The organism is Methylomicrobium agile, from assembly GCF_000733855.1.
Taxonomy (GTDB): Bacteria; Pseudomonadota; Gammaproteobacteria; order Methylococcales; family Methylomonadaceae; genus Methylomicrobium; species Methylomicrobium agile.
In genome coordinates, this window is the sequence record NZ_JPOJ01000001.1 from 2,779,665 (window position 1) to 2,804,273 (window position 24,609).

Genomic DNA, 24,609 nt, shown 5'->3' on the forward strand with positions numbered 1-24,609 from the left:
CCCAATTAAATAGCACAGGTAAAACAAAATGCTCAGCATAGAAAATCTCCACGTCAGCGTGGGCGACAAGCCGATTCTGAAAGGCATCAATTTAGAGATCAATGCGGGAGAAATCCATGCGATCATGGGACCGAACGGTTCCGGCAAAAGCACGCTGTCGCATGTGCTGTCGGGCAAGGCCGGTTATACCGTAACCGAAGGTTCGGTGACCTATCGCGGCATGGACCTGATCGAGATGGCGCCGGAAATCCGCGCGCGCGAAGGGGTGTTTCTGGCGTTTCAATACCCGGTCGAAATTCCGGGCGTCAGCAACATTTATTTGCTGAAGGCCGCGCTGAACGCGGTTCGGAAGCACCGCGGCCTGCCTGAAGTCGATGCGATGGATTTTCTGACCCTGGTCAAGAACAAGGTCAAGCTGTTGGAAATGGACGAGAAGTTTTTGTACCGCGCGGTCAACGAAGGCTTTTCCGGCGGCGAGAAGAAACGTAACGAAATCCTGCAGATGGCGATCATGGAGCCGAAGCTGTGCATTCTCGACGAAACCGATTCCGGCCTCGACATCGATGCGTTGAAGATCGTCGCCGACGGCGTGAATTCGCTGCGTTCGCCGGAGCGCGCGTTCGTGATGGTGACCCATTATCAGCGCCTGCTCGACTACATCAAGCCGGACGTGGTGCATGTGTTGGCGCACGGCCGGATCGTGAAGTCCGGCGGCCCCGAACTGGCGCTGGAGTTGGAAGAAAAAGGCTACGGCTGGCTCGAGGCGGCGTGATGAGTGCAGTGACTGCAAGCCGTTATCCGGTGGAATACGAAAGGATCGCGCCTCAATTGCCCGGCGGAAATTTACCCTGGCTGAAGCAGCGGCGCCATGATGCGCTCGCGTTGTTTGCGGCCGGCGGATTTCCATCGCTGCGCGAGGAAGAATGGCGTTACACGAACGTATCGGCAATCGAGAAGAAACTGTTTTCTCCGCTTTTGTCTGCCCCGGCAAGCGCGGTCGATCAGGCATGGATCGACAGTTATCGGTTACAGGACGCCTGGTCGATCGTGCTGTTGAACGGCCGTTTTTCGGCCGAGCTTTCGAGCCTCGCCAGCCTGCCCAATGATGTCTTGGTCCTGAGTATGGCCGATGCTTTAAGGCAATATTCCGAGCGGGTCGAGGAGCATTTCGGCAAGGCGGTTGCGGACAGCGAGCACGGCTTTGTCGCATTCAACACGGCCTGGTTCAGCGACGGCCTGTTCGTGCATATCCCGGCCAAGCAAGTGCTGGCGAAGCCGCTGCAACTGCTGCATGTGGTGACCGAATCCGATGCGTTGGCGACCACCCGCAACCTGATTGTTGTCGATCCGATGGCGCAGGCCGAAGTCGTCGAGACCTATATCGGCGCGGATTGCGCTTACCTCGCAGCGTCCGTCAACGAAGTGTTTGTCGGCGCGAACGCGGAGCTGGCGCTTTATAAGCTGCAGGCCGAGTCGGCCAAGGCCTATCATTTCGGCGGCACTTACGTGGCCCAGGCGCGGGATGCGCGTTTTGCGCACCATCATTACGCGTTCGGCGGGCTCCTGGCAAGGAGCGACATTCATGCCGATCTGGATCTGGCATCGGAGTGTATTTTGAACGGCCTGTATGTCGGCGACAAGCGCCAGCATATCGACAATCACACCCGGATCAACCATTTGAAGCCTCATGCGACCAGCCGCGAATTATACAAAGGCGTTCTCGATGACAGAGCGCGGGGCGTGTTTCAGGGCCGGGTGATTGTCGCGGAGGATGCGCAAAAAACCGATTCGGAAATGAACAACCGCAACCTGTTGCTCTCGAACGACGCGGAAGCGGATACCAAGCCGCAACTGGAAATCTATGCCGACGACGTGAAATGCGGACACGGCGTAACGGTCGGCCAGTTGGACGAAAAGTCGGTGTTTTATTTACAGTCCCGCGGCGTCGACGAAGAAACCGCGCGCAACATGCTGACTTTTGCGTTTGCGAATGAAATGGTCGACAAGATCAAGATCAGGGAACTGCACGATCTGGTGCTGGGCGAACTCTTGCGGCGGTTTCCGCAGCAAGGCGTCGAAAAGGCGTGGCTGTAGGTTGAGTTGCCGGAAAACGGCAACCCAACGTTTAGACTATAAAATATCCGAGAGTTGGATAACAATGCCGGGAAGCTGCGACAAACCGATCGAATCGCCAATGCGCAAGGTGGTTTTTTCCTCATATAACTCGCCGTGCGGGCGCCGGTAAACTTCCAGGCAGTTGTCGTTCAGATTCAGCAGCCAGTACTCGGGAATTCGATGCAGCGCGTATAACCGCTGTTTCTGGTTCTGATCGAAAGCCAGCGAACTGTCGGCGACTTCGATTAGCAGCAAGACATCGTCCGCCTTTGGATGTCGCGAGGAGTAAAAATCCGGATTCGGTCTCAGCAGCATGAAGTCCGGTTCCGGTTCGGAGAGGTCGCCGAGCTGGAGGGGATTTTGAATATTGACGAGGGCTCGATCGCCCAGTAATTTCGAGAAAAAATGATTGAGCCGCATCACATGGCCCGCGTGATTAAAGCCGATAGGCGCCATTTCCAATATTTCTCCTTCGATCAGTTCGAGACGGCTGTCCGGGGGAAAATAGCCGCCTCGCCGAGTCGACGCCATTCGTCGAGATTGGTCAGATGTTTTCTGGGAGATACGGTAGCCATCAGACAGAATCGTAGTTGAACCTTACAGCCAATATAATAGCTCTCGGTTTAAGTTGCAATCACCGAATTTGAAACAGAACTTTTAACGTAATGACACATTTTCCCGTAGAAAAAATCCGTGCCGATTTTCCGATCCTGGCCCAAAAGATCCGCGGCAAAGACCTGGTTTACCTGGACAATGCCGCCAGTTGCCAGAAGCCGAACGCAGTGATCGACGCGATCAGCGATCTGTACCGGAACGATTATGCGAACATCCACCGCGGCGTGCACACGCTCAGCGTGCGTTCGACCGACAAGTTCGAAAGCGCGCGCGGCAAGATCAGGGACTTCATCAACGCGGCCAGCGAAAAGGAAATCATTTTCGTCAGGGGCGCGACCGAGGCGATCAATCTGGTCGCGCAAAGCTACGGACGGACCCATATCCGGGCCGGCGACGAAATCCTGATCACCGCGATGGAGCATCACTCGAATATCGTGCCCTGGCAGCTCTTATGCGAGCAGACCGGCGCAGTATTGAAAGTCGCGCCGATCAACCGCAAGGGCGAGCTGATCTATGAAGCGTTCGAAGCGTTATTAACCGACAAGACCCGCCTGGTAGCGGTCGCGCACATGTCCAATGCGCTGGGTACGATCAATCCGGTCGAAAAAATCATTGCGGCTGCGCATGCGCGCAGTGTGCCGGTACTGCTCGACGGCGCCCAGGCGGCGCCGCATATGAAAATCGATGTGCAGGCGCTCGATTGCGATTTTTATGCGTTTTCGGGGCATAAGCTGTACGGTCCCTCCGGCATCGGCGTGCTTTACGGCAAGCGGGCGCTGCTCGAAGCGATGCCGCCGTATCAGGGCGGCGGCGACATGATCCGCAAGGTGACTTTCGAAAAATCGGACTATAATAAACTCCCCTACAAGTTCGAAGCCGGCACGCCGAGCATCGCGGACGTGGTCGGGCTGGGCGCCGCGATCGATTATCTGAATGCGGTCGGGATGGACCAAGTGGCCGCTTACGAGGCCGAATTGCTCGCCTATGCGACCGAACAGGCCCGGAACATCGACGGTCTCACCATCGTCGGCGAAGCGGCCCGGAAAGGCGCGATCCTGTCGTTCGTACTGGAAAACGTGCATCCGCACGATATCGGCACGATGCTGGACAGTCTCGGGATCGCGATCCGGGCGGGCCACCACTGCGCGATGCCGGTGATGGATTTTTTCGAGGTGCCGGCGACCGCGCGCGCTTCCTTCGCGATGTATAACACTCGCGCGGAAATCGACGCGCTGATGCAAGGGATAGAATCGTTAATCAAGGTATTTGGCTGATGTTTGATGAATTACGCGACCTCTACCAGGAGGTCATTTTCGATCACAACCGCAACCCGCGCAATTTTCGGGTGATGGAAGACGCGAACCGGCAGGTGGAAGGCTTCAATCCCTTGTGCGGCGACCACCTGACGCTGTACCTGAAAATGGACGGCGACGTGATCAAGGACGTCAGCTTTCAGGGATCGGGCTGCGCGATCTCGACCGCCTCGGTATCGCTGATGACCGAAATCGTCAAGGGCATGACCGAACAGCAAGCCGAAGCCCTGTTCAAAAAATTCCACGAAATGACGACTGGCAAGGATGAGAACCTGCAGCTCGAAGCGCTCGGCAAGCTGGCCGTGCTAGCCGGCGTCAGGGAATATCCGGCGCGCGTGAAGTGCGCGACCCTGGCCTGGCATACGCTCGATGCGGCGCTGAAGAATCAGCATACGCCGGTTTCGACGGAGTGACGTTTTTTTCGAATCGCATTCGTATCGGGCATCCCGGTTCGATGGGCCGATGAGCGGGCCGGCTTCCGTATATTCCGGCAAACTCGCCGTGCTGTATGAAGGGCAGGGCGATGTGTCCTCTTTCCGGCAGTTGGCGGAACGTCTGGGCGTTCCGCTGCGCAATGCCGGGACTGCCGATTTCGGTGCGCAGGAAGCGTTTTTTCTGAGCTGGCGCGACGGCAGCCTGAAGCTGCTGGACCGCGAGCTGCCGAAAGCCGGCGGCCTTACGGTCGAAGTCGAACCGCGCGCCGGCGAGCAGCGTTCCTGGCCTGCTCCGAAGCAAGGTCCATTGGCGCAGGCGCTGGGCCGCAAGACCCGAACGGTCGTCGATGCGACGACCGGCTGGGGCCAGGATGCGTTGCATATTTTCCGGATGGGATACGAGCTGACCTGCCTGGAACGCTCGCCGGTGATGGCCGAACTGCTGGCCGACGGTTTCCGCCGGCTGGCGGAGCTGGAGTGGATGCAAAGACTGGCACCGGTGTCGCCCCGATTGATTCAGGGCGATGCGATTGCGGTCCTGGCGAATCTCGACAGCAGGCCGGACTGTGTCTATCTCGATCCGATGTTCCCGCCCAAACGCAAAAAATCCGCGCTTGCGAAAAAGTCGATGGTGGTGCTGCGCGCCCTCTCGGGCGATGATCAAGATAAGGAACAATTATTCGAAGCGGCGTTTAAAGCCGCCGGCAGGCGGATCGTCGTCAAGAGCCCCGATTACGCCGAACCGCTCGGCGGCAAGCCGAACGAGAGTTTTCAGGGAAAATTGTTGCGTTACGACGTTTATTTGAAAAGCTAGAAAAACAGGTACTGCTGATGACGGAATGGGTTGATGTTTGCGGTCAGAATGCCCTGGCTGACGGCGAAAATGTAGTTGTCGAGGTCGACGGCACCGATGTCGCGGTGTTCCGGATCGAGGGGTGCTATTACGCGATCGAAGACGCCTGCACGCACGACGGGGCGGAAATCGCCAGCGGCGAACTGGACGGCGACCAGATCATTTGTCCCCGCCACGGCGCGAGATTTTGCGTGAAGACCGGCGCGGTGCTGTCTCCGCCGGCTTACGAGGATATTCATGCCTTCCCGTTACGGATCGAGAACGGGAAAGTTCAGGTCCGGGACGACCGTTGGGATTGATCTTCAGGATTGGGTCAAAAATAAATTCCGCTGATTATTCCCACGCAGAGCGCTCGTCGTTATACACATCGTATCCGGCCATTCGATATTCCATCAAATACAACAATTTGTAGGGTACGCTGTGCGTACCTTCTCAAAGCCCAAAAGGTACGCACAGCGTACCCTACATGGGGAAGCCATTGTTGACGGAATCCTTATCGTGGATCAGGCAGAAGTCCAAAGCTCGCATTGGATTGCTCCTCACTTGTGTATAAAGACGAGCACAGAGTGAGGGAACGATAAAAATTTTTCTTATTAAAATTAATTAAAGGAAAGCCTATGCTAAACGAAAAGCATCATTTGTCGATCGAATTCCCCGAATTCCGCGAGCAGATCCATCTCCTGAAGACGACTGATCCGGAGTTTGAAAAACTCCATCGGGAATACGACGAGCTTAACGACGAAATCCGCCGTACCGAGCTCGAAATCGAGGCGCATTCGGACGAGTTTCTGGAGAATCTGAAAAAGCGCCGCGTGCAGATGAAAGATACGCTGTACGGCATGTTGCAAAAGGCCGCCGAAAAATCGGTAGAGAGCTGAGAAGGCTTTGATTAGCGATAAGCCGGCTACATCGGCAGACAAAAAAGGGTACATAAGTCGTACCCTTTTTTATGCTTTGAAAAGGATAGTTCCTGTTCGGCGGCAAACAGAGTCAGCGGGAGCGTGAGGAATACCTGCTGGCCGGCGCTTTCTTGGTGGCGTAAACGGCCAGCAATAGCCAGGCTAGCAAAAAACTGACGCCGCCGAACGGGGTAACCATTCCGAGTTCCTTCAAACCCATGATCGCGAGCAGGTACAGGCTGCCCGAGAACAGCACGATGCCGGTCAGCATCAGCCAGCCGGCCCAGTTCAAGAGTTTGGATTCGGGCTCGTTCCGGCGGATCAGGGCGATTCCGATCAACCCCAGCGCATGCCACATCTGGTAGCTGACGCCGGTCTGGTAGACCGTCAGCATTTCCGGGCTGATCATATTTTTCAGGCCGTGCGCGCCGAACGCGCCCATGCCTACGCCGACCAAGGCGCCGAGCGCGCCAAAAAATAAAAAACTCGATTGCATGTCAGATTTCCACAAGTCTTGGCATCAGTTGAACGAGGTTGCAGGGTTGGGTGCGGAAGTCGAGCTGATCTTTGATCAGATGATCCCAGGCGGTGCGGCAGGCCCCGGACGAACCGGGCAGGCAAAAGAGATACGTGCCGTTCGCGACGCCGGCGAGCGCGCGCGACTGGATCGTCGAGGTCTTGATGTCCTGGTAGGACAGCATCCGGAAGGTTTCGCCGAAGCCGTCGAGCACTTTGTCGAGCAGCGGCCTGACCGCTTCGGGCGTGCCGTCGCGGCCGGTTACCCCGGTGCCGCCGGTGGCGAGGACCACATTCACCTGCTCATCGGCAATCCATTGCGAGACGATTGCTCGTATCCGGTAGATGTCGTCGGGCACGATTTTTTTTTCGATGATGTGATGGCCGGCGGCCACCGCGCGTTCGGCCAGCGTTTTGCCGGAAATGTCGTCGGCTTCGGTACGCGTATCGGAGACGACCAATACCGCGATATTTAAAGGGATGAAAGTGTTCGTCATCGGTAGAGCGTTGATGGGTTGGTATGCGGGTTATCGAAACCCGCATAGGGTAACCAGCATTTGCGTTTACCGCAAGACGACGAAGAAGCCTTCCTGGCCGCGCTGAATATTGATCATCAACGGCGACTCCGGATCGGCGGCCTGTTTCAGCTCGTCCAGGCTGTGCACGCGGTAACGGTTGGCGGTCACGATCACGTCGCCGGGCCTGAGGCCGACACGCCAAGCGTAGGAAGCGGTATTGATCTTCTCGATCAGAATGCCTTCGACCTGGTCCTTCGAGGTGGCACCCAGAATCGTGCCTTTCAGGGTCGGATGCAGTTTCTCGCCGTTCAAATGCGGGCGTTCGGGCTTGCCGATGGTGGCAGTGGCCTGTTTTTTTTCGTTGCCGCGGTAGAACTCGATGTTCACCTCGTCGCCGATCTGCATCAGACCGATGATGTTGCGGATTTCATGACTGTTTCGGATCGGCTTGCCGTTGGCCGCAACGATCACGTCGCCCGGTTCCAGGCCGGCTTTGGCGGCGGCCGAATTGCTTTCGATCCGGCTGATCACCGCCCCTTGGTGATTGGTCAGATTGAAGGCCTTGACCAGGTCGGGCGTCAGGTCCTGCGTCGTGACGCCGAGCAGTCCGCGGCGCACTTCGCCGTGTTTGACCAGGGAATCCATGAGGCTCGCGACCATGTTCGACGGAATCGCGAAGCCGATCCCGACATTGCCGCCGCTCGGCGCCAGGATCGCGGTATTCATCCCGATAAATTCGCCGTTCAGGTTGACGAGTGCGCCGCCCGAGTTGCCGGGGTTGATCGAGGCGTCGGTCTGAATGAAGTCTTCATAGCCTTCGATGCCCAGTCCCGAGCGCCCCAGCGCGCTGATGATTCCCGAGGTGACCGTCTGGCCGAGGCCGAACGGGTTGCCGATCGCGACCACGAAATCGCCGACTCTCAGCTGGCTCGAATCGGCCATCGGCAATTCGGTCAGATTGTCGCCCTGAATCTGGACGACCGCCACATCGGCTTCCGGATCGGCGCCGACCAGGCGGGCGTCGAGCTGGCGGCCGTCGCTCAGGGTGACCATGATCTTGTCCGCTTTGTCGATCACATGGTTATTGGTCAGCACGTAGCCTTTGTCGCTGTCGATAATGACGCCGGAACCGAGGCTGTTTTTTTGCTGCTGGCGCGGCGATTGGTTGGGCAGATTGAAAAAATGCCGGAAAAAAGGGTCTTGCAGCAAAGGGTTTTCCGCGACCTCGATATTGGTGGTGGTCGAAATATTGACCACGGCAGGCATGCTTTTTTCCAGCATCGGCGCCAGCGAAGGCACGCTCTGACCGCCCAGGAAAGCCGGTAGTCCGGCTGTCGCGGGAGTGCTGATTCCAAGGCTGGCCGTTAAAAGAAGCGGTATCGCGTACTGTTTTGCAAATTTTTTTCTCATACGGATTCTCAAGCGGGTTAAACGTGGCAATAGACAATATAAGATCGAAAACGTTTAAAACAAGGCCGAAATAGGGAGTCTTTCGCATAATAAAAGCTTTATTGTTTCGGTGCGGCGTGCTATTTTTCCGGTATTCCGGCAGGATTTAAACGGGCGGCCTGATTCGAGTCCTGCGCGAATGTTGTTAATCGCGTTTAATGGGCCTATGGCGGTAGATGTAAATTCAGAGGATGCTTTGCGCATTCGAAAACTGGTTCCTTTGGCGACCTTGCCGGGGCCGTTGTTCAATGACTTGTGCAATGAAATCACGGTAGAAGAAATCAGGGATGCTTTGCTGTTTAAAAAAGGCGATACCGAAAACGATTTATTCTACCTGCTTGAAGGCGAAGTGGTGCTGCAGGCGGAAGGTTTGGTCATCGAAGTGGTTTCGTCCGCACACGAGTCCGCCAAGTTTGCCCTGGCGCATCAATTGCCGAGAAAGATCGATGCGTTCGCCAAGGGCGTCGTCCGGTTCGTCAGGGTGGATGCGGAAAAGGCCAACAATCCTCCGGCGCTGGAATATAAGGAAGAGAGCGAAATGGTGGTGGTTGAAGAGGAAATTGACGAAAACTCCGATGACTGGATGACGATACTGCTGAAATTACCGATTTTTCAGCGGTTGCCTCCGGCTAATCTGCAGAAAATCCTGCTTGCCTTGGAAGAGGTGGCGGTGGTCAAGGGAGAGGTGATTATCGAACAGGGTGCCGAGGGGGATTACTTTTATTTTTTGAAAAGCGGCCAATGCGAGATTTCGCGGAAGCCGACGCCGATCTCGAAATCCATTCGGCTTGCCGTGCTCGAAAAGGGCGAGATTTTCGGCGAGGATGCATTGATTAGCGGTGCGCCGCGGACGGTTTCGGTGACTGCCTTGACCGATGTGACCGTATTGCGTCTGGACAAGAACCGGTTCGTCGCCCTGATCAAAAAGCCTTCTTTGGTTTTCGTCGGCTACGAGGAAATGGCGGCGCTGCGGGATGAGGGCGGTGCCGTGCTGGATCTTCGGCCGTTGGATGAATTCGAGCGGGGTCATATCGAAGGCAGCGTCAATGTGCAGTTTTTTTCCTTAAGGATGCAGCTTAAAAGTTTGAATCGGGACAAACCGGTAATCGTGGTGTGCCGTAACGGGCGCATCAGCGAGGCGGGGGCTTTTTTTCTGCTGAAGCACCGGTTCAAGGCATTCATCCTGAAAGGAGGGATGGAATCCGTAGCCGAAGCGTCTAAGGAAGACTCAGCCGAGAGCCGGAACGAGACGAAGGCCGATGCGCCGCCTCAAGTAGAGGAAGGCACTCCGATGCCGGAGGAACGGGATGCCGGTCCTGATGAGCAGCTTCTAAAGCTCAAAAAGGAAAATGAAATGTTGCGCCGTACGGTCAAGCAGCTGAACGACAGATGCAGCGAACTGGATGAGGAAAAGAAACGGATCGAAGATCGTTTCACGACGCTGTCCAGGCATTTCGAGCAATTAAAACACATGCTCCGGAAACTCAAAAACGACGCCTAAGAACCGCCCGGACGAAATCGGGGGCAACAAGCTCCCGGCCAAGCCCGGGAGCGGAATCGGAAAGCGGCTTATTTGATTTTCGCTTCTTTGTAGATCACGTGCTTGCGGACCACCGGATCGAATTTTTTGATTTCCATCTTTTCGGGCATCGTTCTCTTGTTTTTGGTCGTGGTATAGAAATGACCGGTGCCTTCGGTAGAAACCAATTTGATTTTATCGCGCATTTTTCTCTCTCCTTACACTTTCTCGCCGCGGCCGCGCAGGTCGGCCAATACCGCGTCGATGCCTTTTTTATCGATGATCCGCATGCCTTTGGCCGAAATTCTCAGGCGAACCCAGCGGTTTTCGCTTTCCACCCAGAATCTGTGATGCTGCAGATTAGGCAAAAAACGGCGGTTGGTTTTGTTGTTTGCGTGGGAAACGTTGTTTCCGGTAACCGGGTGTTTGCCGGTTACTTGACAGACTCTGGACATGATTACCCTCAATATGCCTTGGTTCAAAGTTAATCTAACTTTATACCAAAATTTCTTTTCAAGGTAAATAACTCCCGATAAAATAAACCGGATGTTTCAAGCCAACGAACAAGGAAAACGATGTCTATCAAGCTCGGCATGGTGATGGATTCCATCCAGAAGATCAATATCAAAAAAGACACCAGCTTTGCGATGCTGCTCGAAGCGCAGGCCAGGGGCTGGGAGCTTCACTACATGGAATTGAACGATCTTTACCTGCGCAACGGCCGGGCTTATGCGCGAACCCGTACGCTGACCGTGCAGCGGGATCCGCAGCGGTGGTTCGAATTCCATCTCGAACGGGATATACCGCTGGACCAGCTCGACGTGATCCTGATGCGCAAGGACCCGCCATTCGACCAGGAGTACATCTATGCCACCTACCTGCTGGAACGTGCGGAAAATTTGGGGGTCTATGTCGTGAACAAACCGCAATCGCTACGTGATGCGAACGAGAAGTTGTTCACGGCCTGGTTTCCGCAATGCTGCGCCGAAACCTTGGTGGCGAGAGAGCCCGAACGGATTCGCCATTTTCTGTACGAGCAGGAGGAAATTATTCTGAAACCGCTGGACGGCATGGGCGGCACTTCCATATTTCGCTTGCGCCGGGGCGACCCCAACCTGAGCGTGATACTGGAAATGATGACGCGATATAATACCCGCTATGTGATGGCGCAAAAATACCTACCCGAAATCGTCGACGGCGACAAGCGCATTTTACTGGTCAACGGCGAAGCGGTGCCGTATGCGCTGGCGCGGATTCCGGCGCCCGGCGAAACGCGCGGCAATCTTGCGGCCGGCGGCCGCGCCGAGGGCCGGCCATTGACCGAACGCGATAGGTGGATCGCCGGACAGGTGGGTCCGACTTTGCGGGAGAAAGGCCTGGTTTTCGCCGGCATCGACGTGATCGGCGACACCCTGACCGAAATCAACGTGACCAGCCCGACCTGCGTGCAGGAGCTGGACCGCGAATTCGGGCTGAATATCGCCGGCATGCTGATGGACCATATCGAGAATGCAATCGCCTGAAATGACGAGCCGCACCTTGTTCGCGCCCACGGTATCATCGGGTAACGATACGATTCTGGTTTTTTTGTTCGTCGCGGCGGCCCTGCATATCCTGCTTATTTTGGGGGTTGATTTTTCGGCTCCGAAACCCGAAGAATTCAAACGTTCGATCGAGATTACGCTGGTCGATACGCCGGCCAGGAAAGCGCCCAAACAGGCGAAAATGTTGGCGCAGGAAAATCAGGTCGGGGCCGGGCAACAGGACATCAAACCGAAGCCGCAAGCCCGGAAAATCGCGAATGAGGGCAATACCCCCCAAAGCAAGCATCTGGCAAGGGCCGAGCCGGAACCGCAGCAGAGTCATCCCAGGCCCAAGGTCCAGAAAAAAGTTTTGACCCAGCAGAAGGCCGAGAAAAAAGCCGCCGAGGCGGACGTGCAACCGGCGCCCGAGAAACGGCCTGCCGTCGAGCAGCGCCGTCATCCGATTCTGACGGCGGAGGCGCTGCAGGAACAGATCACTCAACTGGGCACCGAAATCCGCGACAGCCAGCTGAGCGGCGAGCAAAGCAAGATCAAGTTCGTCAGCATGGTCAGTGCGCATAAATATCTGGCGGCGCAGTACCTGAAAGACTGGGAAGACAAGGTCGAAAGGATGGGAAACCGCAATTATCCCGAAGTCGCTTCGAAACGGAATTTTTCGGCTACTTTGACAATGGATGTAGGCATCAATGCCGACGGCAGCATCTACAGCATCCGGATCAACAAATCCTCGGGGATTCCGGAGCTGGACGAAGCGGCCAAGAATATCGTTCGGATGAGCGCCCCTTTCGCCCCTTTGCCCCAAGATTTGTTGAAGGAGTTGAGTGTGCTGGTGATTACCCGGGTATGGAAATTCTCCGATGAGTCGGGCATTACGACGCGTTGAACAGGTGCGGTTTGTCCAGTAACCTTAGATATGAGTGATAGCCATGAACGAAGCAACTTATTTGAACAATCAATTCATCATCGCGATGCCGAATCTGGCCGATCCCAATTTTTTTCATACCGTCACTTACATGTGTCAGCATAATCAGGAAGGCGCTTTGGGCATCGTGATCAACCGTTCGACCGGAATGAAGCTCAGCGAAATCTTCAAGCAGATGGATATCCGCGTGACTTCCGAAGAGGCCGCCGAGGCGCCGATCTTCGCGGGCGGGCCGGTGCAGCAGGACCGCGGCTTCGTCGTGCATACGGCCTGTGGGCAGTGGGACGCGACGCTGCCGGTTTCCGATACGATTTCGCTGACCACTTCGCGCGATGTGATCGAGGCGATTGCGGTCGGCGAAGGGCCGGAACACTATCTGGTCGCGCTCGGTTATGCCGGCTGGGGCGAAGGCCAGTTGGAAAGGGAAATCAAGGAAAATGCCTGGCTCAATTCGCCGTTCGGCACCAAGGTCTTATTCGACCTGCCGATCAATATGCGCTGGACGGCCGCGGCCGGGCAGATCGGCATCGACATCAACCAGCTGACCATGCCGGCTGGACATGGCTGAGGATTTATCCAGGCTTCCCGGCAACACGAAGACTTCCGAACGCAGGGACCCGCTGGCATCGAAAAGCGCCGGCGATACCTTTCTCGGCTTCGACTTCGGCATCAAGAAGATCGGCGTGGCGGTCGGACAAACGGCCACGCTGACCGCAAGCCCGCTGCGGACGCTCAGGGCGGCCAACCAACAGCCGAACTGGCAGGGAATTGCCGAACTGATCCGGGCATGGCATCCGGTGGGGCTGGTCGTTGGCATTTCGCGGCAGGCGGACGGAAGCGACAATCCGGTCACGCCGCGCATGCTAAAATTCTGCCGGCAGCTGGAAGGCCGCTTCGGCCTGCCCGTTTACCGGCAGGACGAAACCTTGTCGACCTTCGAGGCGAAACAGCTGCTGTTCGACGAGGTGAGCGTGAAGGCTAAGAAACTCTGGGAAGTCCAGGACCAGCTGGCCGCGCAGCTTATTTTGCAAACCTGGCTCAATAGCCATAGCCATCGAGAAAATGAATCCTAACCATATCGATATCCCGGAGCTGATCGACCGCCTGGCCGACCAGCTTGAATCCCTTATTGCCGACCGTAAATTGAATAATCCCCTGATGGTTGGGATACGCACCGGCGGCGTCTGGATCGCCGAGCGCCTGCACAGGAAACTCCACATTCAGGAGCCTTTGGGACTCCTCGACATTTCCTTCTACCGCGACGATTTTTCGCAGATCGGGATGAACCCGAGGGTGAAGCCGAACCAGTTGCCCACTCAGCTCGAAGGCCGCGACATCATTCTGGTCGACGACGTGTTTTACACCGGCCGCACCATTCGCGCGGCGTTGAACGAGATTTTCGATTACGGACGGCCGAACCAGGTCGTGCTGGCGGTGCTGATCAAGCGCGACGGCAAGCAGATTCCGATCGCGCCGGATTGCGTCGGGAGCCGGATCGAACTGAATCCGGGCCAGCGCATCAAGCTGACCGGTCCCGAACCGTTGGGCGTGCATATCGAGTGTGCCAAAGGAGCCGCTTGATTCATGGCCGGCAATCTGCAACTGACCCCGGAAGGCAAGCTGAAGCATTTTCTGACAATCGAGGGGCTGGACAAATCGCTGTTGACCGAAATTCTCGACATGGCCGAGTCGTTCGCCGGCATGTCCGACCAGCAGGTCAAGAAAGTGCCGATCCTGCGCGGCAAGACGATCGTGAACCTGTTCTTCGAAAACAGCACGCGCACCCGGACCACGTTCGAACTGGCGGCCAAGCGCCTGTCGGCCGACGTGCTCAGCATCAACATCGCGACTTCGGCCACTTCGAAAGGCGAAAGCCTGCTCGATACGATTCGCAATCTGGAGGCGATGTTCGTCGACATGTTCGTCGTCCGCCATGCGCTGAGCGGCGCGGCTCATTTCATTGCCCAACAGGCCGCGCCGCACATCGGCGTGATCAATGCCGGCGACGGCCAGCATGCGCATCCGACCCAGGCGATGCTGGACATGTTCACGATTCGCCGGATCAAGAAAGATTTCGCGCCGCTGAAGGTCGCGATCATCGGCGACATCCTGCATTCGCGGGTCGCCCGTTCCGAAATCATCGCCCTGAACACGCTGGGCGCCGCCGAGGTCCGGGTGATTGCGCCCAAAACTTTGCTGCCGGCCTATGTCGAGACGCTGGGCGTGAAAGTGTTCCACGACCTGAAAAACGGTCTGAACGATGTGGACGTGGTGATGATGCTGCGCCTGCAGAAAGAAAGGATGAGTTCGGCCCTGCTGCCCAGCGAAAGCGAATATTTCAAATGTTTCGGCCTGACCGGGGACAAATTGAAATACGCGAAGCCCGATGCGATCGTGATGCATCCGGGGCCGATCAACCGCGGCGTGGAGATCGACTCGAAGGTCGCCGACGGCCCGCAGTCGGTGATATTGCAACAGGTCAGCAACGGTATCGCGGTGCGGATGGCGGTGATGGCGATGGTGATGCATCCGCACGGAGTCAGCGTATGAACAAGATACAGATTACGGGCGGACGCCTGGTCGATCCGACCAACGGCATCGACCGGACCGGCGGCGTTTACATTGCGGACGGCAAGATCCTTTCGGTTGCCGCCAGGCCGGACGGTTTCGACGCGGACTTTACCCTCGACGCGGCCGGACAAATCGTCTGTCCCGGCTTCATCGATCTGAGCGCCCGTTTGCGCGAGCCGGGACAAAGCCGCAAGGGAACATTCAAGAGCGAAACCCGCGCGGCGGCCAGTGCCGGCTTTACGACCCTGTGCCTGCAGCCGGATACGGTGCCGGTGATCGATACGCCGGCCGTTGCGGAGCTGGTACGGGAACTGGCCGAAAAAGCCGGCTATCCGCAGATCCATCCGATCGCCGCGCTGACGCAAAAGCTCGACGGGACCGAACTCAGCTCGATGCTGTCTTTGCAGCGGGCCGGCTGTATCGCGGTCGGGCATGCGAACCGGCCGGTCAAAAACCTGCTGATCCTGCGGCGGGCGATGGAATATGCGGCAAGCCACGATTTGCTGCTGATGTTTCGGCCCAACGATTTCTGGCTCGGCAACAACGGCTGCGCGCACGAAGGCGTGTTGGCGACCCGCTACGGTCTGCCGAGCATACCGGAGGCGGCCGAAACGATCGCGCTGGCGCAGTGCCTCGAACTGGCCGAACTGACCGGCTGCCGGGTCCATTTCGGGCAGCTCAGCTGCAAGCGTTCGGTGCTCAAGATCCGGCAGGCCAGGAACGACGGCTTGCGGGTTACCGCCGACGTGGCGATGCATCAGCTGCATCTGACCGAAAACGACATGATCCCGTTCGACAGCGCCTACCATGTGCTGCCGCCGCTCCGTACCGAGGCCGACAGGCAGTATTTGCGGACGGGCCTGGCGGCCGGCACGATCGACGCGATCGTTTCGGATCATCAGCCGCACGATCTCGACGCCAAACTCGGCGCCTTCCCGGAAACCGAGCCGGGCATTTCCGCGTTGGAAACGGTACTGCCGCTGTTGCTCAAACTGGCCGACGACGGTGCGCTGACCCTGTCCGAAGGCATCGCGGCGCTGACCTCGAAGCCGGCGCAGATACTGGGCCTCGGGCGCGGCGCGCTGACGCCGGGCCTGCAGGCCGATGTCTGCATCTTCGATCCGGCTTCAGTCTGGACAATCGATGAAGCCAACTGGAAAAGCCAGGGCGTCAATACGCCGTTCTGGGGGCAGACGATGAAAGGCCGGGTCACTCATACCCTGCAGGCTGGACGGTTGATCCATTCGCCGGCTTAGGGTTGCGGCCGGAAGACCGATGCACCGATGAGGCTTGTCTTCGGTGTCTTCATCCGATCAGCCTGGTTTTACGGTAGTCGTATCGGCTTCATCACGAGCCAGATACTCCGGCCTTTGCCGGAGCGCCCGGTTTCGATGTTTATCCCGTATTCCTGCAATATCGTCCGATCCTGCAGGCGCAGGGCCAGGACGGTCGTTTCCGGCTTTCTTGCTTGGTCAATCGGTTTGGTCATTTGCAAAGCAAGCTTTGCAACGCCTCGGGGCTACGCTTATCCGGCCTACAGTATTTTATCTCTTTAACTTAACAGACAGGATGCAGGAGATAGGGCAACGCAGGAGCGGTTGCCGATGTTGGGTGGCGCATCGATCGCGAACGATACCCCGGTACTCGGTGCGCCTCCCTTCGTTCAGCCCAACGGCTCTTGTAGGGTGGATTCGCCGCCAGGCAATCCGCCGCGCTTTGAAGGCTGTTGGCGTTTTGCTATCGCGAAAACGCCCTACAACGCTGCGCTTCATAACGCTTGACGTGAATAACAGTATCTACTTGGGTATTTTCACGGTAACGGCATTGGGCCGCGAGCCCCGTAGGATTTCCGGGGTATTCCCTGGCAAATTCAAAAAGCCGTTTATTTTTCGGCCGCCGCTGCATTCAAAGGAGCCAGGGTGTTGCCGTTCACGTTGACATTCCGCAAGCCATTCTTCTCGGCATACATTCCTTCTTCCGGAAAATACTGTGCCGGATCGCTGGCGATTTCGCGCGCCGCCAGGAATTGCGCATAATAGTTGCGGGAGGCGAAGCCGAATGCAGGACTTGCGTAGTTTTGCACGATACGAGCAAAGTCGGGGCCGAACTGGCTCTGCGCACGCTTCATGCCGTTAATGCCGTGGTTGTAGGAAGTAATCGCCGCGGGCCAGTTCCCCAGCATGCCGTAGGCGTAGCCGAGGTAATTGGCCGCGCCGACCGCGGAAGCGTAAGGATCGAGGCGCCGGTCCGCGCGATGGCTGCCGGGCATGAACCGTTTTGCGGCGGCTTTGGTGAACTGCCACATGCCGACCGCGCCGGCAGAGGAGCGGGCCGCCGGTTGAAACGAGGATTCGACATGAGGCAGATAAGCCAAGTCTTCCGGCAGGCCGGCGTCGCGGAATATCTTTCGGAACCGCCGGTCATAGCCTGCGCTGATCTCGATGCCGCGTTTGAAGCGTTCGCGCGTCCCGCGTTGCGCATGCACCCGTTCGGCGGCGCCGCTCAAGAGGATGGCGAGCGTTCTGCCGCTGCTTTCCAGCCTGGCGATCAGTTCGCGGTCGCCGGCATTCAACGGGGCGTTGTAGCGCACTTTGCTTTCCAGGACGGCCAGTTGGGCCTTCCAGAAATTGCGGCGCCGGCTGACGATGTCTTTCTGCTCGGAGGTCAGGCTTTCGTCGACGTAACCCGGCAATCTGATCACTTCGTAGATGACGTTCAGATGGCGGTCGTCATGAAGCACCACTTCCGAACGCCGCCACTTCACATAGACATTGCGCCAGAACTCCACCGCCGGTTCCAGGTCGCCAGGTTTCAAGAAGAGGCCGGAGTAAGTCGTTACCGGTTTATGGAGCTTTCGCGGAGCGGCAGGGACTGCCAGGGGGGAGGGCGTATGGATTCGAGGTTCCTCACGGAGGGCGATGGTCTGGCCGCCGCAGGCGCTCAGCCCCATCGCGATCGCCGATGAAAGCCACATCCGCATCATCAATCGCTTCATTTTGCGTGAAAAGAACGGTGAAAAATTTGCCGGAGAAAGAAACAAAACAACGGCTTGACGAAGCGCGTCGTTTTGCTTTGCGAAGGTTTAAAATTATCTTAGCTCATTCCGAGCTTGAGAAACAGTTAATTTTTTTTGTCCGGCATAAGGAGGTCTAACCAAAAAAGCCCCTTCTTGTTGAAGTAGGGTATGCGGTGCATACCTTTTTCTGACGCTCGAGTAGATTAAAATCAGGTACGCACCGCGTACCCTACGTTCATCCAGTAGTTCGGCAATGTCCTTAAACTCTAGCAAACCGTTTTACGCAGCAGCTTGCCGTTTGCTGGCATCCTATTTTTAATAATCTTCGCCAACTCGATTTTCATGCAGATTCTTCTTTACAACGAGCTGAACCCCAAACAGATTCCCGGATTCTCGAAAATGGTCAAATACCTCGAAGCCGACGATTTCAAGTCGGCCGAGGTCAAAAAAGTCGGCGACAATCTGTACCGCGCCCGACTGAATCAAAGCGACCGGCTGTTGTTCTCGGTTTACCGGCATCAGGGGCACGCTTATGCGCTGATCCTGGCATACATCAAGCAGCACGCCTACGAAGACTCGCGTTTTCTGCGCCGCGCCGCCGCGATCGACGAAAGCAAGATTCCGGCGATCGACGATCCGGCGAAGATCGAAGGCGCGCCGCTCGCGTATTTGAATCCGCACCACGACCGCTTCAATCTGCTCGACAAGATCATTTCGTTCGACGACAACCAGCAGGCGATCTATCAGGTGCAGCCGCCGCTGGTGATCATCGGTTCGGCCGGTAGCGGCTTCTCTGCGGCGACTCGAACCAGATCGTGCATCCGAATTTCTTTTCCTGGTCCAAAGTCAAAAGCCTGTTTTATAAGCAGGAAGATTTGCGCGGCGAAGGCGATCTGATCCGGATCTTGAACACGAACTACCGGAACGCGCCGCAAGTGACCGAGATCGCGAACCGGATTTTGAAGATCAAAAACCAGCGCTTCGGCTCGATCGACAAAGAAAGCCATTATCTGGTCGAAAGCAACGGCCACATGGAAGGCGAAGTGCTGCTGCTCGAAGACTCGGCCGACATTCGCCGCGAACTCGACAGCAAGACGCGCACTTCGACTTTGTTCGCGGTGATCGTGATGAACGCCGAACAAAAACCGGAAGCGGCGCGCCATTTCTCGACGCCGCTGGTGTTCATGATCCAGGAAGCGAAAGGGCTCGAATACGAAAATATCATCCTGTACAACTTTTTGACGCTCGAAGAAAGCCGCTACCGCGAAATCGCGAAGGGTGTCACGGCGGCCGACCTGGAGCAGGACTTGAAATACGCGCGCGGCAAGGACAAGACCGACAAATCGCTGGAGGTGTACAAGTTTTACGTGAACGCGCTGTACGTCGCGCTGACTCGCGCGATCAAGAACCTGTACTGGATCGAAAGCAACGTCCGCCAGCCGTTGCTCGATTTGCTCGGCCTGCGCGATGTGCGCACCAGCCTGACGCTGGCGAATCAGAATTCGAGCCTGGACGCCTGGCGCCTGGAAGCGCACAAGCTGGAACTGCAAGGCAAGCAGGAACAGGCCGACCGCATCCGCAGCGAAATCCTGAAGCAAAAAACGCCGCCGTGGCAAGTGCTGAGCGGCGAAGCGCTGGCCGAACTGAAACGGAAAGCGCTGGAAGCGAACGACAAGAACGCCAAGATGACCCTGTTCGAATATGCCTTGGTCTACGAGGATTTAAATATTTTGAATGCGCTGCTGCACGCCGATTTCAAGCCGGCTAGACAGCCGGATAAGGGCTTGCTGATGCTCAAACAGAAGCATTATGTGGCTTATCAATTCAAAAAGCCGGATGCGGTCTTGAAGCAGACCGATCAATACGGCCCGGATTTCCGTAACGTGTTCAATCAGACGCCGTTGATGGTGGCGGCCTGGACCGGCAACGCGGAAGTCGTGAAGGCGTTGGTCGAGGTCGGGGCCGATCCCGAAAAAGTCGACGGCAACGGCCTGACCGCATTCCAGATCGCGCTCGCCCAGGCCGAACGCGGCGAAACCTATGCGAAAAAGAAACTGGCCGCGATCTACGACCTGTTGGAGCCGACCAGCATGAGCATCCAGGTCGAGCACCGGCTGATCAAGCTCGACAAAAGCAGCATGGAGTTTTTTCTGCTGAACCTGATGATCGCTCTGTTTTACCGGGTCATGCCGAAAAAAATGGTTTACTGGCTCGAAGGGTTCACGACGCAGGACTTTATCGATGCGATCGCGCACATCCCGGCCGGAATTTTGCCGGAGCGGCGCAAGCAGCGTGCCTATTTGTCCGCGATTCTGGCGAAAAACGAAATCGAAAAAGACGACCGTTACAACCGCAGGCTGTTTTACCGGGTTATGCGCGGCCATTACATTTTCAACCCGAACCTGGCGATCCGGGTCGAAGGGGAGTGGATCAATATTTACGACTTATTGAATATCGACAAACTGGCGCCCCGGCACGATGCCAAACAGGATTGGTGGCACCGGGATTACAACGAAATCCTCGAAACCTGGATGCAGGAGCGCAAAGCCGAATTGAAGCATTTGCTGACGGAAAAGAGGGAGGGCGTGCGCAGCGAATAAGCGTTTCCAAACCAAGCGCCTGAAGCACAAGAGCCGGAAGTCCGGCTGGGCCATGCGGAACAGAAAGTCGAAATCGGCAAATCGAACGTTCTGCTGATCGGGCTTTCCGGCACCGGCAAAACGCGGTTGGCCAGTATACTCGCTAAGATCGCCGGGGAACCGCGGGCGTTACGACGACCTGACGCCCAGGATCGGCGCGTGGGCCTTGAAGACCGCCCAGACCGACATGCCGGGCATTAGCGCCAGTTTGCGCAGGCTTTGCTGGGTAATCATCGCGGCCAGGATTTCGCCGTTCGGCAAGAGAACGATCACTTCCGAATCCACGATGTCGTGCCGGATCCGCATCACCTTCCCGAGCAGGCGGTTCCGGGCCGAAATCCGTTCGAGGGCGGGATCGGTCAACAGCATGATGTCGGCGCTGTTGATCATCAGCACCGCATCGGCGCCGATGCCGATCGCCAGTGCGTCGAGCGAAGCGGTGCTGAAAGACGAAACCACCTCTTCTCCGCCTTTCAGGCGCACGGTAATTCGGGCATCCGCGACATCCCTGTCGATTGCGGTGACTTGGCCGAACAATTGGTTGCGAGTGCTGGTTTTGACCTCCAGGCGCTGAAGAAGAAGTATCGTAGCGGGGTCTTCGGCCAGGCTTCGGTTCAGTTCGGCGATAAAATCCCTGTGCTTTTGCTCCAGCCGGGTAAACAAGGCCAGCAACGCCTTACCCGCGGGCGTCAATGCGGTTCCGCCCCCCTTACTGCCGCCGATGGCGGTGGTCAGCAGGGTTTGCGGCGCGCCGTTGTTGGCCCGTTCCAGCATTTGCCAGGCGCCCTTGTAACTCAGCCCCATTTGTTTGGCGGCCTGATTGATCGATCCGCTCCGGTCTATCGCCTTCAAGAGCTCCATCATGCGGGCATCCAGCATTCCCGCTAGCCGTAATTCGCCTTCTATCCATCGGGAGGGCGCGTTGTCGTTCGGATTCATGTCACTTCCTTGAAAAAATAGCTTGAATGTTTCTTATGCAAAAACGGTTTGTCGCCAAACAACGTTATTTACTTTGGTATATAACGATATATACTAACACCATCTCAGACCGGTAACTGTTTGGGAAAAACCTTTTCTGAAATCGACTACCACACGAACGGCGTTTGACGTTCACAAAAGGCAGACCGCTATTATGATAAATCCCCAAAATGAATCGAATATCGCTTCCACTTTTACCCGTTCGATCGGAACGGTTGCCGTTTCCGCCGCGATGATCTCCAGTCCCGGACTGGCCGATGCGGCGGAAGAAAAAAGCTACACCAAACCGCCTTTCGCCGTCTTTTCGAGCCAAATGCCGGATGCCTTGTCGGGCTCGTATAAATACGAGAAACCGGTCTGGAACCTGCACGATGCCTTGGGCCTGCCCGAATGGCTGACGGTGTCTCTGGAACAGCGCACCCGCTACGAAACGCTGGACGGCTGCTTTAAGGCCGGTTGCAAGGGCGGCGACCAGCAGGTCCCCCTGCAGGCCGATCTATGGGTTGAAGCCCATTTTCGACAATGGCGAGTCGGCGGAGAATTTCTGGACGCCCGCCAATTCCTGGCCGACAAGGGTTCCGGAATCAACAATACCCATGTCGACGAGGCCGATTTCATCCAGGGCTATCTGGCCTGGGCTGACCAGAATGTAATGTACAGCGGCCTGGGCGTCGAGGCGATCGCCGGCCGGCAGACCCTGAACTTCGGCAGCCGCCGTTTGGTCGCCAGAAACGTGTTCCGGAATACGCTCAACAGTTTCGACGGTTTCCGTCTGAGAGTTCTCGATTACAACCACTGGCAGTTCAACGCCTTCGTGACCAAACCGGTCGGGCGCTATCCGAACAATTCACAGCAATTGCTGGACAATTTCCACAGTTTCGACGAGCCGGAAGAGCAAGCATGGTTTTCCGGCGGCTTTCTGGAAGTGTACGATCTGCCCGCCAAGATCAACGCCGAACTGTACTTGTACCATCTCGACGAAGGCGACCGTAAGCGCAATCCGACCCGAAACCGCCGCTATTTTACGCCGGGCATGCGCTTTTATATCAAACCTGAAAAAGGGCATTTCGATTTTCAAACCGAAACGATCGGCCAGTGGGGCACGGTGCGGGCGAATACGGCGTCCAATGAAAATCTGGACCATGCGGCCTGGTTCCAGCATCTGGACGCGGGCTACACCTTCGAGATGCCGTGGACGCCGCGCTTCGCGGTCGAGTACGATTATGCGAGCGGCGACCACGATCCGAAAGACAAAAAGGACCAGCAGTTCGACACTTTGTACGGCGCGCGGCGCTTCGATTTCGGGCCGACGGGCATATACGCCTCCTTTGCCCGCAGTAACATCAATACGCCGGGTTACCGGGTCAGCTTCAATCCGCACCCGGCCGTACAAGCTTTTATCAGCCACCGTTTTTTCTGGCTGGCAGAAAACAAGGATAGCTGGACGGCGGCGGGATTGCGCGATCAGACGGGCGGGTCCGGCGGATTTGTCGGCCAGCAGTTGGAACTGTCGGCACGCTGGGATGTTAACAGCAGTCTGAACCTGGAAACCGGCTGGGCCCATCTGTTCAAAGGCACCTTTGCCGAAGATGCGCCTAATGCGCCGAAAAGCGGGGATACCGATTATTTCTATGCGCAAAGCCTGTTCCGGTTTTAAGGATATGTTATAAACCGCTCATCATGCTTAGGATTGGGTTGGAAATCATTTCCCCGAATGTTGAGTGATTGGAAACGCAGATTATTCACTCCCCTCTTTGAAAAAGAGGGGACGGAGGAGATTTTCTAAACTAAATCCCCCTCGATCCCCCTTTTTCAAAGGGGGAGGTGTTTTTGACGAGTTCCTCCTTTTTCAAAGGGGGGGAAGTTGTTTTTGACGAAATCCCTTTTTTTCAAAGGGGAAGCTATTTTTGACGAAACCATTAGGAGTGCCCATGTTCGCTACCTTCATCTCACGCTTCTCGATGATCGTGCTATGCTGCGCGGTCGTCGTTTGCCAGCCGGCCCTTGCCGCCACGACGATAGCGGCGGTCGCTTCCAATTTCGCCCAGCCGATGACCGAAATCGCCGCAGCGTTCGAAAAGGCGACCGGTCACAGCGCCAAGCTGTCGTTCGGTTCTTCGGGCAAATTCGTCGCGCAGATCGAAAACGGGGCGCCGTTCGAAGTGTTTCTGTCCGCCGACGCCGAAAAACCGGAACAACTGGAAAAGGCCGGGCTGGCCGTAGCCGGCAGCCGCTTTACCTATGCGGTCGGCAAGCTGGTGCTGTGGTCGGCCAAGCCGGGCTATGTCGACGCTCAGGGGCGCATCCTGGAACAGGGCGGCTTCAAGCATCTGGCGCTGGCCGATCCCAAATTGGCGCCTTACGGCGAGGCCGCCGTCGAGGTGTTGAAGAACAAGGGTTTCTTCGAAAAACTCCAGCCCTTGTTCGTGCTCGGCGAGAACATTTCGCAAACTTATCAGTTCGTCTCGACCGGCAATGCGGAGCTGGGCTTCATCGCGCTGTCGCAGGTGATCGAGAACGGCAAAATTCTCAAGGGTTCCGCCTGGACCGTGCCTGAAAATCTTCATGCGCCGATTCGCCAGGATGCGGTGTTGCTGAATAAAGGCGCGGCAAATCCGGCGGCGCCCGCGTTGCTCGAATTCCTCAAATCCGCCGAAGCGCGGGCGATCATCCAAAAATACGGTTACAGTTTGGCCGATTGAATTTTC

Annotated in this window: 29 protein-coding genes; 20 read left to right on the forward strand and 9 right to left on the reverse strand. The window is 56.7% G+C overall.

From position 1 onward, the window contains the following. Positions 1–28: 28 nt before the first annotated feature. Together sufC and sufD are read left to right on the forward strand one after the other, a co-directional pair. A complete protein-coding gene (gene sufC, locus CC94_RS0113215; RefSeq protein ID WP_005370514.1) occupies positions 29–772 on the forward strand; it encodes a Fe-S cluster assembly ATPase SufC in 744 nt (247 codons plus the stop codon). Further along, complete coding sequence (gene sufD / locus CC94_RS0113220) at positions 772–2,094, forward strand: Fe-S cluster assembly protein SufD (protein WP_005370516.1); 1,323 nt, start codon at positions 772–774, stop codon at positions 2,092–2,094. Before sufC ends, sufD begins: the two co-directional genes overlap by 1 nt. A gap of 36 nt (positions 2,095–2,130) precedes the next feature. Here sufD and CC94_RS21570 read toward each other — a convergent pair whose 3' ends face one another. Continuing rightward, positions 2,131–2,646: a Uma2 family endonuclease gene (locus tag CC94_RS21570; protein WP_245619749.1), complete on the reverse strand. Its 516-nt coding sequence runs from the start codon at positions 2,644–2,646 to the stop codon at positions 2,131–2,133. A 134-nt stretch (positions 2,647–2,780) separates the two neighbouring features. Here CC94_RS21570 and CC94_RS0113230 point away from each other — a divergent pair, with 134 nt between their 5' ends. From CC94_RS0113230 to CC94_RS0113250, 5 genes are all read left to right on the forward strand, one after another. Further along, on the forward strand, positions 2,781–4,004 hold the full coding sequence (locus CC94_RS0113230; protein WP_031431227.1) for a cysteine desulfurase: 1,224 nt from the start codon (positions 2,781–2,783) through the stop codon (positions 4,002–4,004). Next, on the forward strand, positions 4,004–4,456 hold the full coding sequence (sufU, locus tag CC94_RS0113235; RefSeq protein ID WP_031431229.1) for a Fe-S cluster assembly sulfur transfer protein SufU: 453 nt from the start codon (positions 4,004–4,006) through the stop codon (positions 4,454–4,456). Before CC94_RS0113230 ends, sufU begins: the two co-directional genes overlap by 1 nt. A 49-nt stretch (positions 4,457–4,505) precedes the next feature. Next, on the forward strand, positions 4,506–5,291 hold the full coding sequence (locus CC94_RS0113240) for a class I SAM-dependent methyltransferase (protein WP_005370529.1): 786 nt from the start codon (positions 4,506–4,508) through the stop codon (positions 5,289–5,291). A 17-nt stretch (positions 5,292–5,308) separates the two neighbouring features. Further along, the gene (locus tag CC94_RS0113245) at positions 5,309–5,629 is read left to right on the forward strand and encodes a non-heme iron oxygenase ferredoxin subunit (protein WP_005370530.1); all 321 of its coding nucleotides are present in this window, start codon (positions 5,309–5,311) and stop codon (positions 5,627–5,629) included. Positions 5,630–5,947: 318 nt separating this feature from the next. Beyond that, positions 5,948–6,208, forward strand: coding sequence for an HP1242/YdcH family protein (locus tag CC94_RS0113250; protein ID WP_005370531.1), 261 nt, complete (start codon positions 5,948–5,950; stop codon positions 6,206–6,208). Between the two features lie 112 nt (positions 6,209–6,320). Here CC94_RS0113250 and CC94_RS0113255 read toward each other — a convergent pair whose 3' ends face one another. The 3 genes from CC94_RS0113255 to CC94_RS0113265 all read right to left on the reverse strand — a co-directional run bounded on the left by CC94_RS0113255 (position 6,321) and on the right by CC94_RS0113265 (position 8,673). After that, a complete protein-coding gene (locus CC94_RS0113255; protein WP_005370532.1) occupies positions 6,321–6,725 on the reverse strand; it encodes a DUF423 domain-containing protein in 405 nt (134 codons plus the stop codon). A 1-nt stretch (position 6,726) separates the two neighbouring features. Further along, positions 6,727–7,242, reverse strand: a complete 516-nt coding sequence (moaB, locus tag CC94_RS0113260; protein WP_005370533.1) for a molybdenum cofactor biosynthesis protein B — start codon at positions 7,240–7,242, stop codon at positions 6,727–6,729. 66 nt (positions 7,243–7,308) lie between these two features. Continuing rightward, on the reverse strand, positions 7,309–8,673 hold the full coding sequence (locus CC94_RS0113265; RefSeq protein WP_031431232.1) for a DegQ family serine endoprotease: 1,365 nt from the start codon (positions 8,671–8,673) through the stop codon (positions 7,309–7,311). 235 nt (positions 8,674–8,908) lie between these two features. Here CC94_RS0113265 and CC94_RS0113270 point away from each other — a divergent pair, with 235 nt between their 5' ends. Then, entirely contained in the window at positions 8,909–10,213 is a 1,305-nt protein-coding gene (locus CC94_RS0113270; RefSeq protein WP_245549474.1) for a cyclic nucleotide-binding domain-containing protein, read from the forward strand. Between the two features lie 68 nt (positions 10,214–10,281). Here CC94_RS0113270 and rpmG read toward each other — a convergent pair whose 3' ends face one another. Beyond that, entirely contained in the window at positions 10,282–10,437 is a 156-nt protein-coding gene (gene rpmG / locus CC94_RS0113275) for a 50S ribosomal protein L33 (RefSeq protein WP_005370539.1), read from the reverse strand. Positions 10,438–10,449: 12 nt separating this feature from the next. Continuing rightward, positions 10,450–10,686 carry a 50S ribosomal protein L28 gene (gene rpmB, locus CC94_RS0113280; RefSeq protein WP_005370541.1) on the reverse strand — a complete coding sequence of 79 codons (237 nt, stop codon included), beginning with the start codon at positions 10,684–10,686 and terminating at the stop codon, positions 10,450–10,452. Positions 10,687–10,806: 120 nt separating this feature from the next. Here rpmB and gshB point away from each other — a divergent pair, with 120 nt between their 5' ends. Genes gshB through CC94_RS0113315 form a run of 7 tightly spaced genes read left to right on the forward strand, consistent with a single transcriptional unit; the run spans position 10,807 to position 16,524 of the window. Beyond that, positions 10,807–11,754, forward strand: a complete 948-nt coding sequence (gene gshB, locus CC94_RS0113285; RefSeq protein ID WP_005370543.1) for a glutathione synthase — start codon at positions 10,807–10,809, stop codon at positions 11,752–11,754. Beyond that, positions 11,741–12,658: a TonB family protein gene (locus CC94_RS0113290; protein ID WP_005370545.1), complete on the forward strand. Its 918-nt coding sequence runs from the start codon at positions 11,741–11,743 to the stop codon at positions 12,656–12,658. The genes gshB and CC94_RS0113290 overlap by 14 nt, the downstream gene beginning before the upstream one ends. A 43-nt stretch (positions 12,659–12,701) precedes the next feature. Then, a complete protein-coding gene (locus CC94_RS0113295) occupies positions 12,702–13,265 on the forward strand; it encodes a YqgE/AlgH family protein (RefSeq protein WP_005370547.1) in 564 nt (187 codons plus the stop codon). Next, positions 13,258–13,770, forward strand: a complete 513-nt coding sequence (gene ruvX, locus CC94_RS0113300) for a Holliday junction resolvase RuvX (RefSeq protein WP_005370548.1) — start codon at positions 13,258–13,260, stop codon at positions 13,768–13,770. The genes CC94_RS0113295 and ruvX overlap by 8 nt, the downstream gene beginning before the upstream one ends. Then, complete coding sequence (gene pyrR, locus CC94_RS0113305; protein WP_005370550.1) at positions 13,760–14,278, forward strand: bifunctional pyr operon transcriptional regulator/uracil phosphoribosyltransferase PyrR; 519 nt, start codon at positions 13,760–13,762, stop codon at positions 14,276–14,278. The genes ruvX and pyrR overlap by 11 nt, the downstream gene beginning before the upstream one ends. Positions 14,279–14,281: 3 nt before the next feature. Next, positions 14,282–15,247 (forward strand): aspartate carbamoyltransferase catalytic subunit, encoded by a 966-nt coding sequence (locus CC94_RS0113310; protein WP_005370559.1) that lies wholly within the window; start codon positions 14,282–14,284, stop codon positions 15,245–15,247. Next, entirely contained in the window at positions 15,244–16,524 is a 1,281-nt protein-coding gene (locus tag CC94_RS0113315) for a dihydroorotase (protein WP_005370561.1), read from the forward strand. Before CC94_RS0113310 ends, CC94_RS0113315 begins: the two co-directional genes overlap by 4 nt. Positions 16,525–16,592: 68 nt before the next feature. On the opposite strand, the gene CC94_RS23785 is transcribed toward CC94_RS0113315, so the two are convergent. After that, positions 16,593–16,757, reverse strand: coding sequence for a hypothetical protein (locus tag CC94_RS23785; RefSeq protein ID WP_157203435.1), 165 nt, complete (start codon positions 16,755–16,757; stop codon positions 16,593–16,595). A 393-nt stretch (positions 16,758–17,150) separates the two neighbouring features. Then, complete coding sequence (locus CC94_RS0113325) at positions 17,151–18,083, reverse strand: lytic transglycosylase domain-containing protein (protein WP_245549475.1); 933 nt, start codon at positions 18,081–18,083, stop codon at positions 17,151–17,153. A gap of 103 nt (positions 18,084–18,186) precedes the next feature. On the opposite strand from CC94_RS0113325, the gene CC94_RS25070 reads away from it, so the two are divergent. The 3 genes from CC94_RS25070 to CC94_RS21575 all read left to right on the forward strand — a co-directional run bounded on the left by CC94_RS25070 (position 18,187) and on the right by CC94_RS21575 (position 20,884). Beyond that, entirely contained in the window at positions 18,187–18,321 is a 135-nt protein-coding gene (locus CC94_RS25070; RefSeq protein ID WP_281023979.1) for a hypothetical protein, read from the forward strand. A gap of 305 nt (positions 18,322–18,626) precedes the next feature. After that, entirely contained in the window at positions 18,627–19,181 is a 555-nt protein-coding gene (locus CC94_RS24330) for a hypothetical protein (protein ID WP_213069466.1), read from the forward strand. Further along, positions 19,100–20,884 carry an ankyrin repeat domain-containing protein gene (locus CC94_RS21575; RefSeq protein ID WP_213069467.1) on the forward strand — a complete coding sequence of 595 codons (1,785 nt, stop codon included), beginning with the start codon at positions 19,100–19,102 and terminating at the stop codon, positions 20,882–20,884. The genes CC94_RS24330 and CC94_RS21575 overlap by 82 nt, the downstream gene beginning before the upstream one ends. 168 nt (positions 20,885–21,052) lie before the next feature. Here the strand turns inward: CC94_RS21575 and CC94_RS0113335 are convergent, their stop codons facing one another. Beyond that, positions 21,053–21,862 (reverse strand): TOBE domain-containing protein, encoded by an 810-nt coding sequence (locus tag CC94_RS0113335; RefSeq protein WP_005370566.1) that lies wholly within the window; start codon positions 21,860–21,862, stop codon positions 21,053–21,055. Between the two features lie 193 nt (positions 21,863–22,055). Between CC94_RS0113335 and CC94_RS0113340 the strand changes: the two genes are divergently transcribed. Together CC94_RS0113340 and modA are read left to right on the forward strand one after the other, a co-directional pair. Beyond that, positions 22,056–23,558: an alginate export family protein gene (locus CC94_RS0113340; protein WP_005370568.1), complete on the forward strand. Its 1,503-nt coding sequence runs from the start codon at positions 22,056–22,058 to the stop codon at positions 23,556–23,558. Between the two features lie 274 nt (positions 23,559–23,832). Next, on the forward strand, positions 23,833–24,603 hold the full coding sequence (modA, locus tag CC94_RS0113345; protein ID WP_005370570.1) for a molybdate ABC transporter substrate-binding protein: 771 nt from the start codon (positions 23,833–23,835) through the stop codon (positions 24,601–24,603). Positions 24,604–24,609 lie beyond the last annotated feature (6 nt).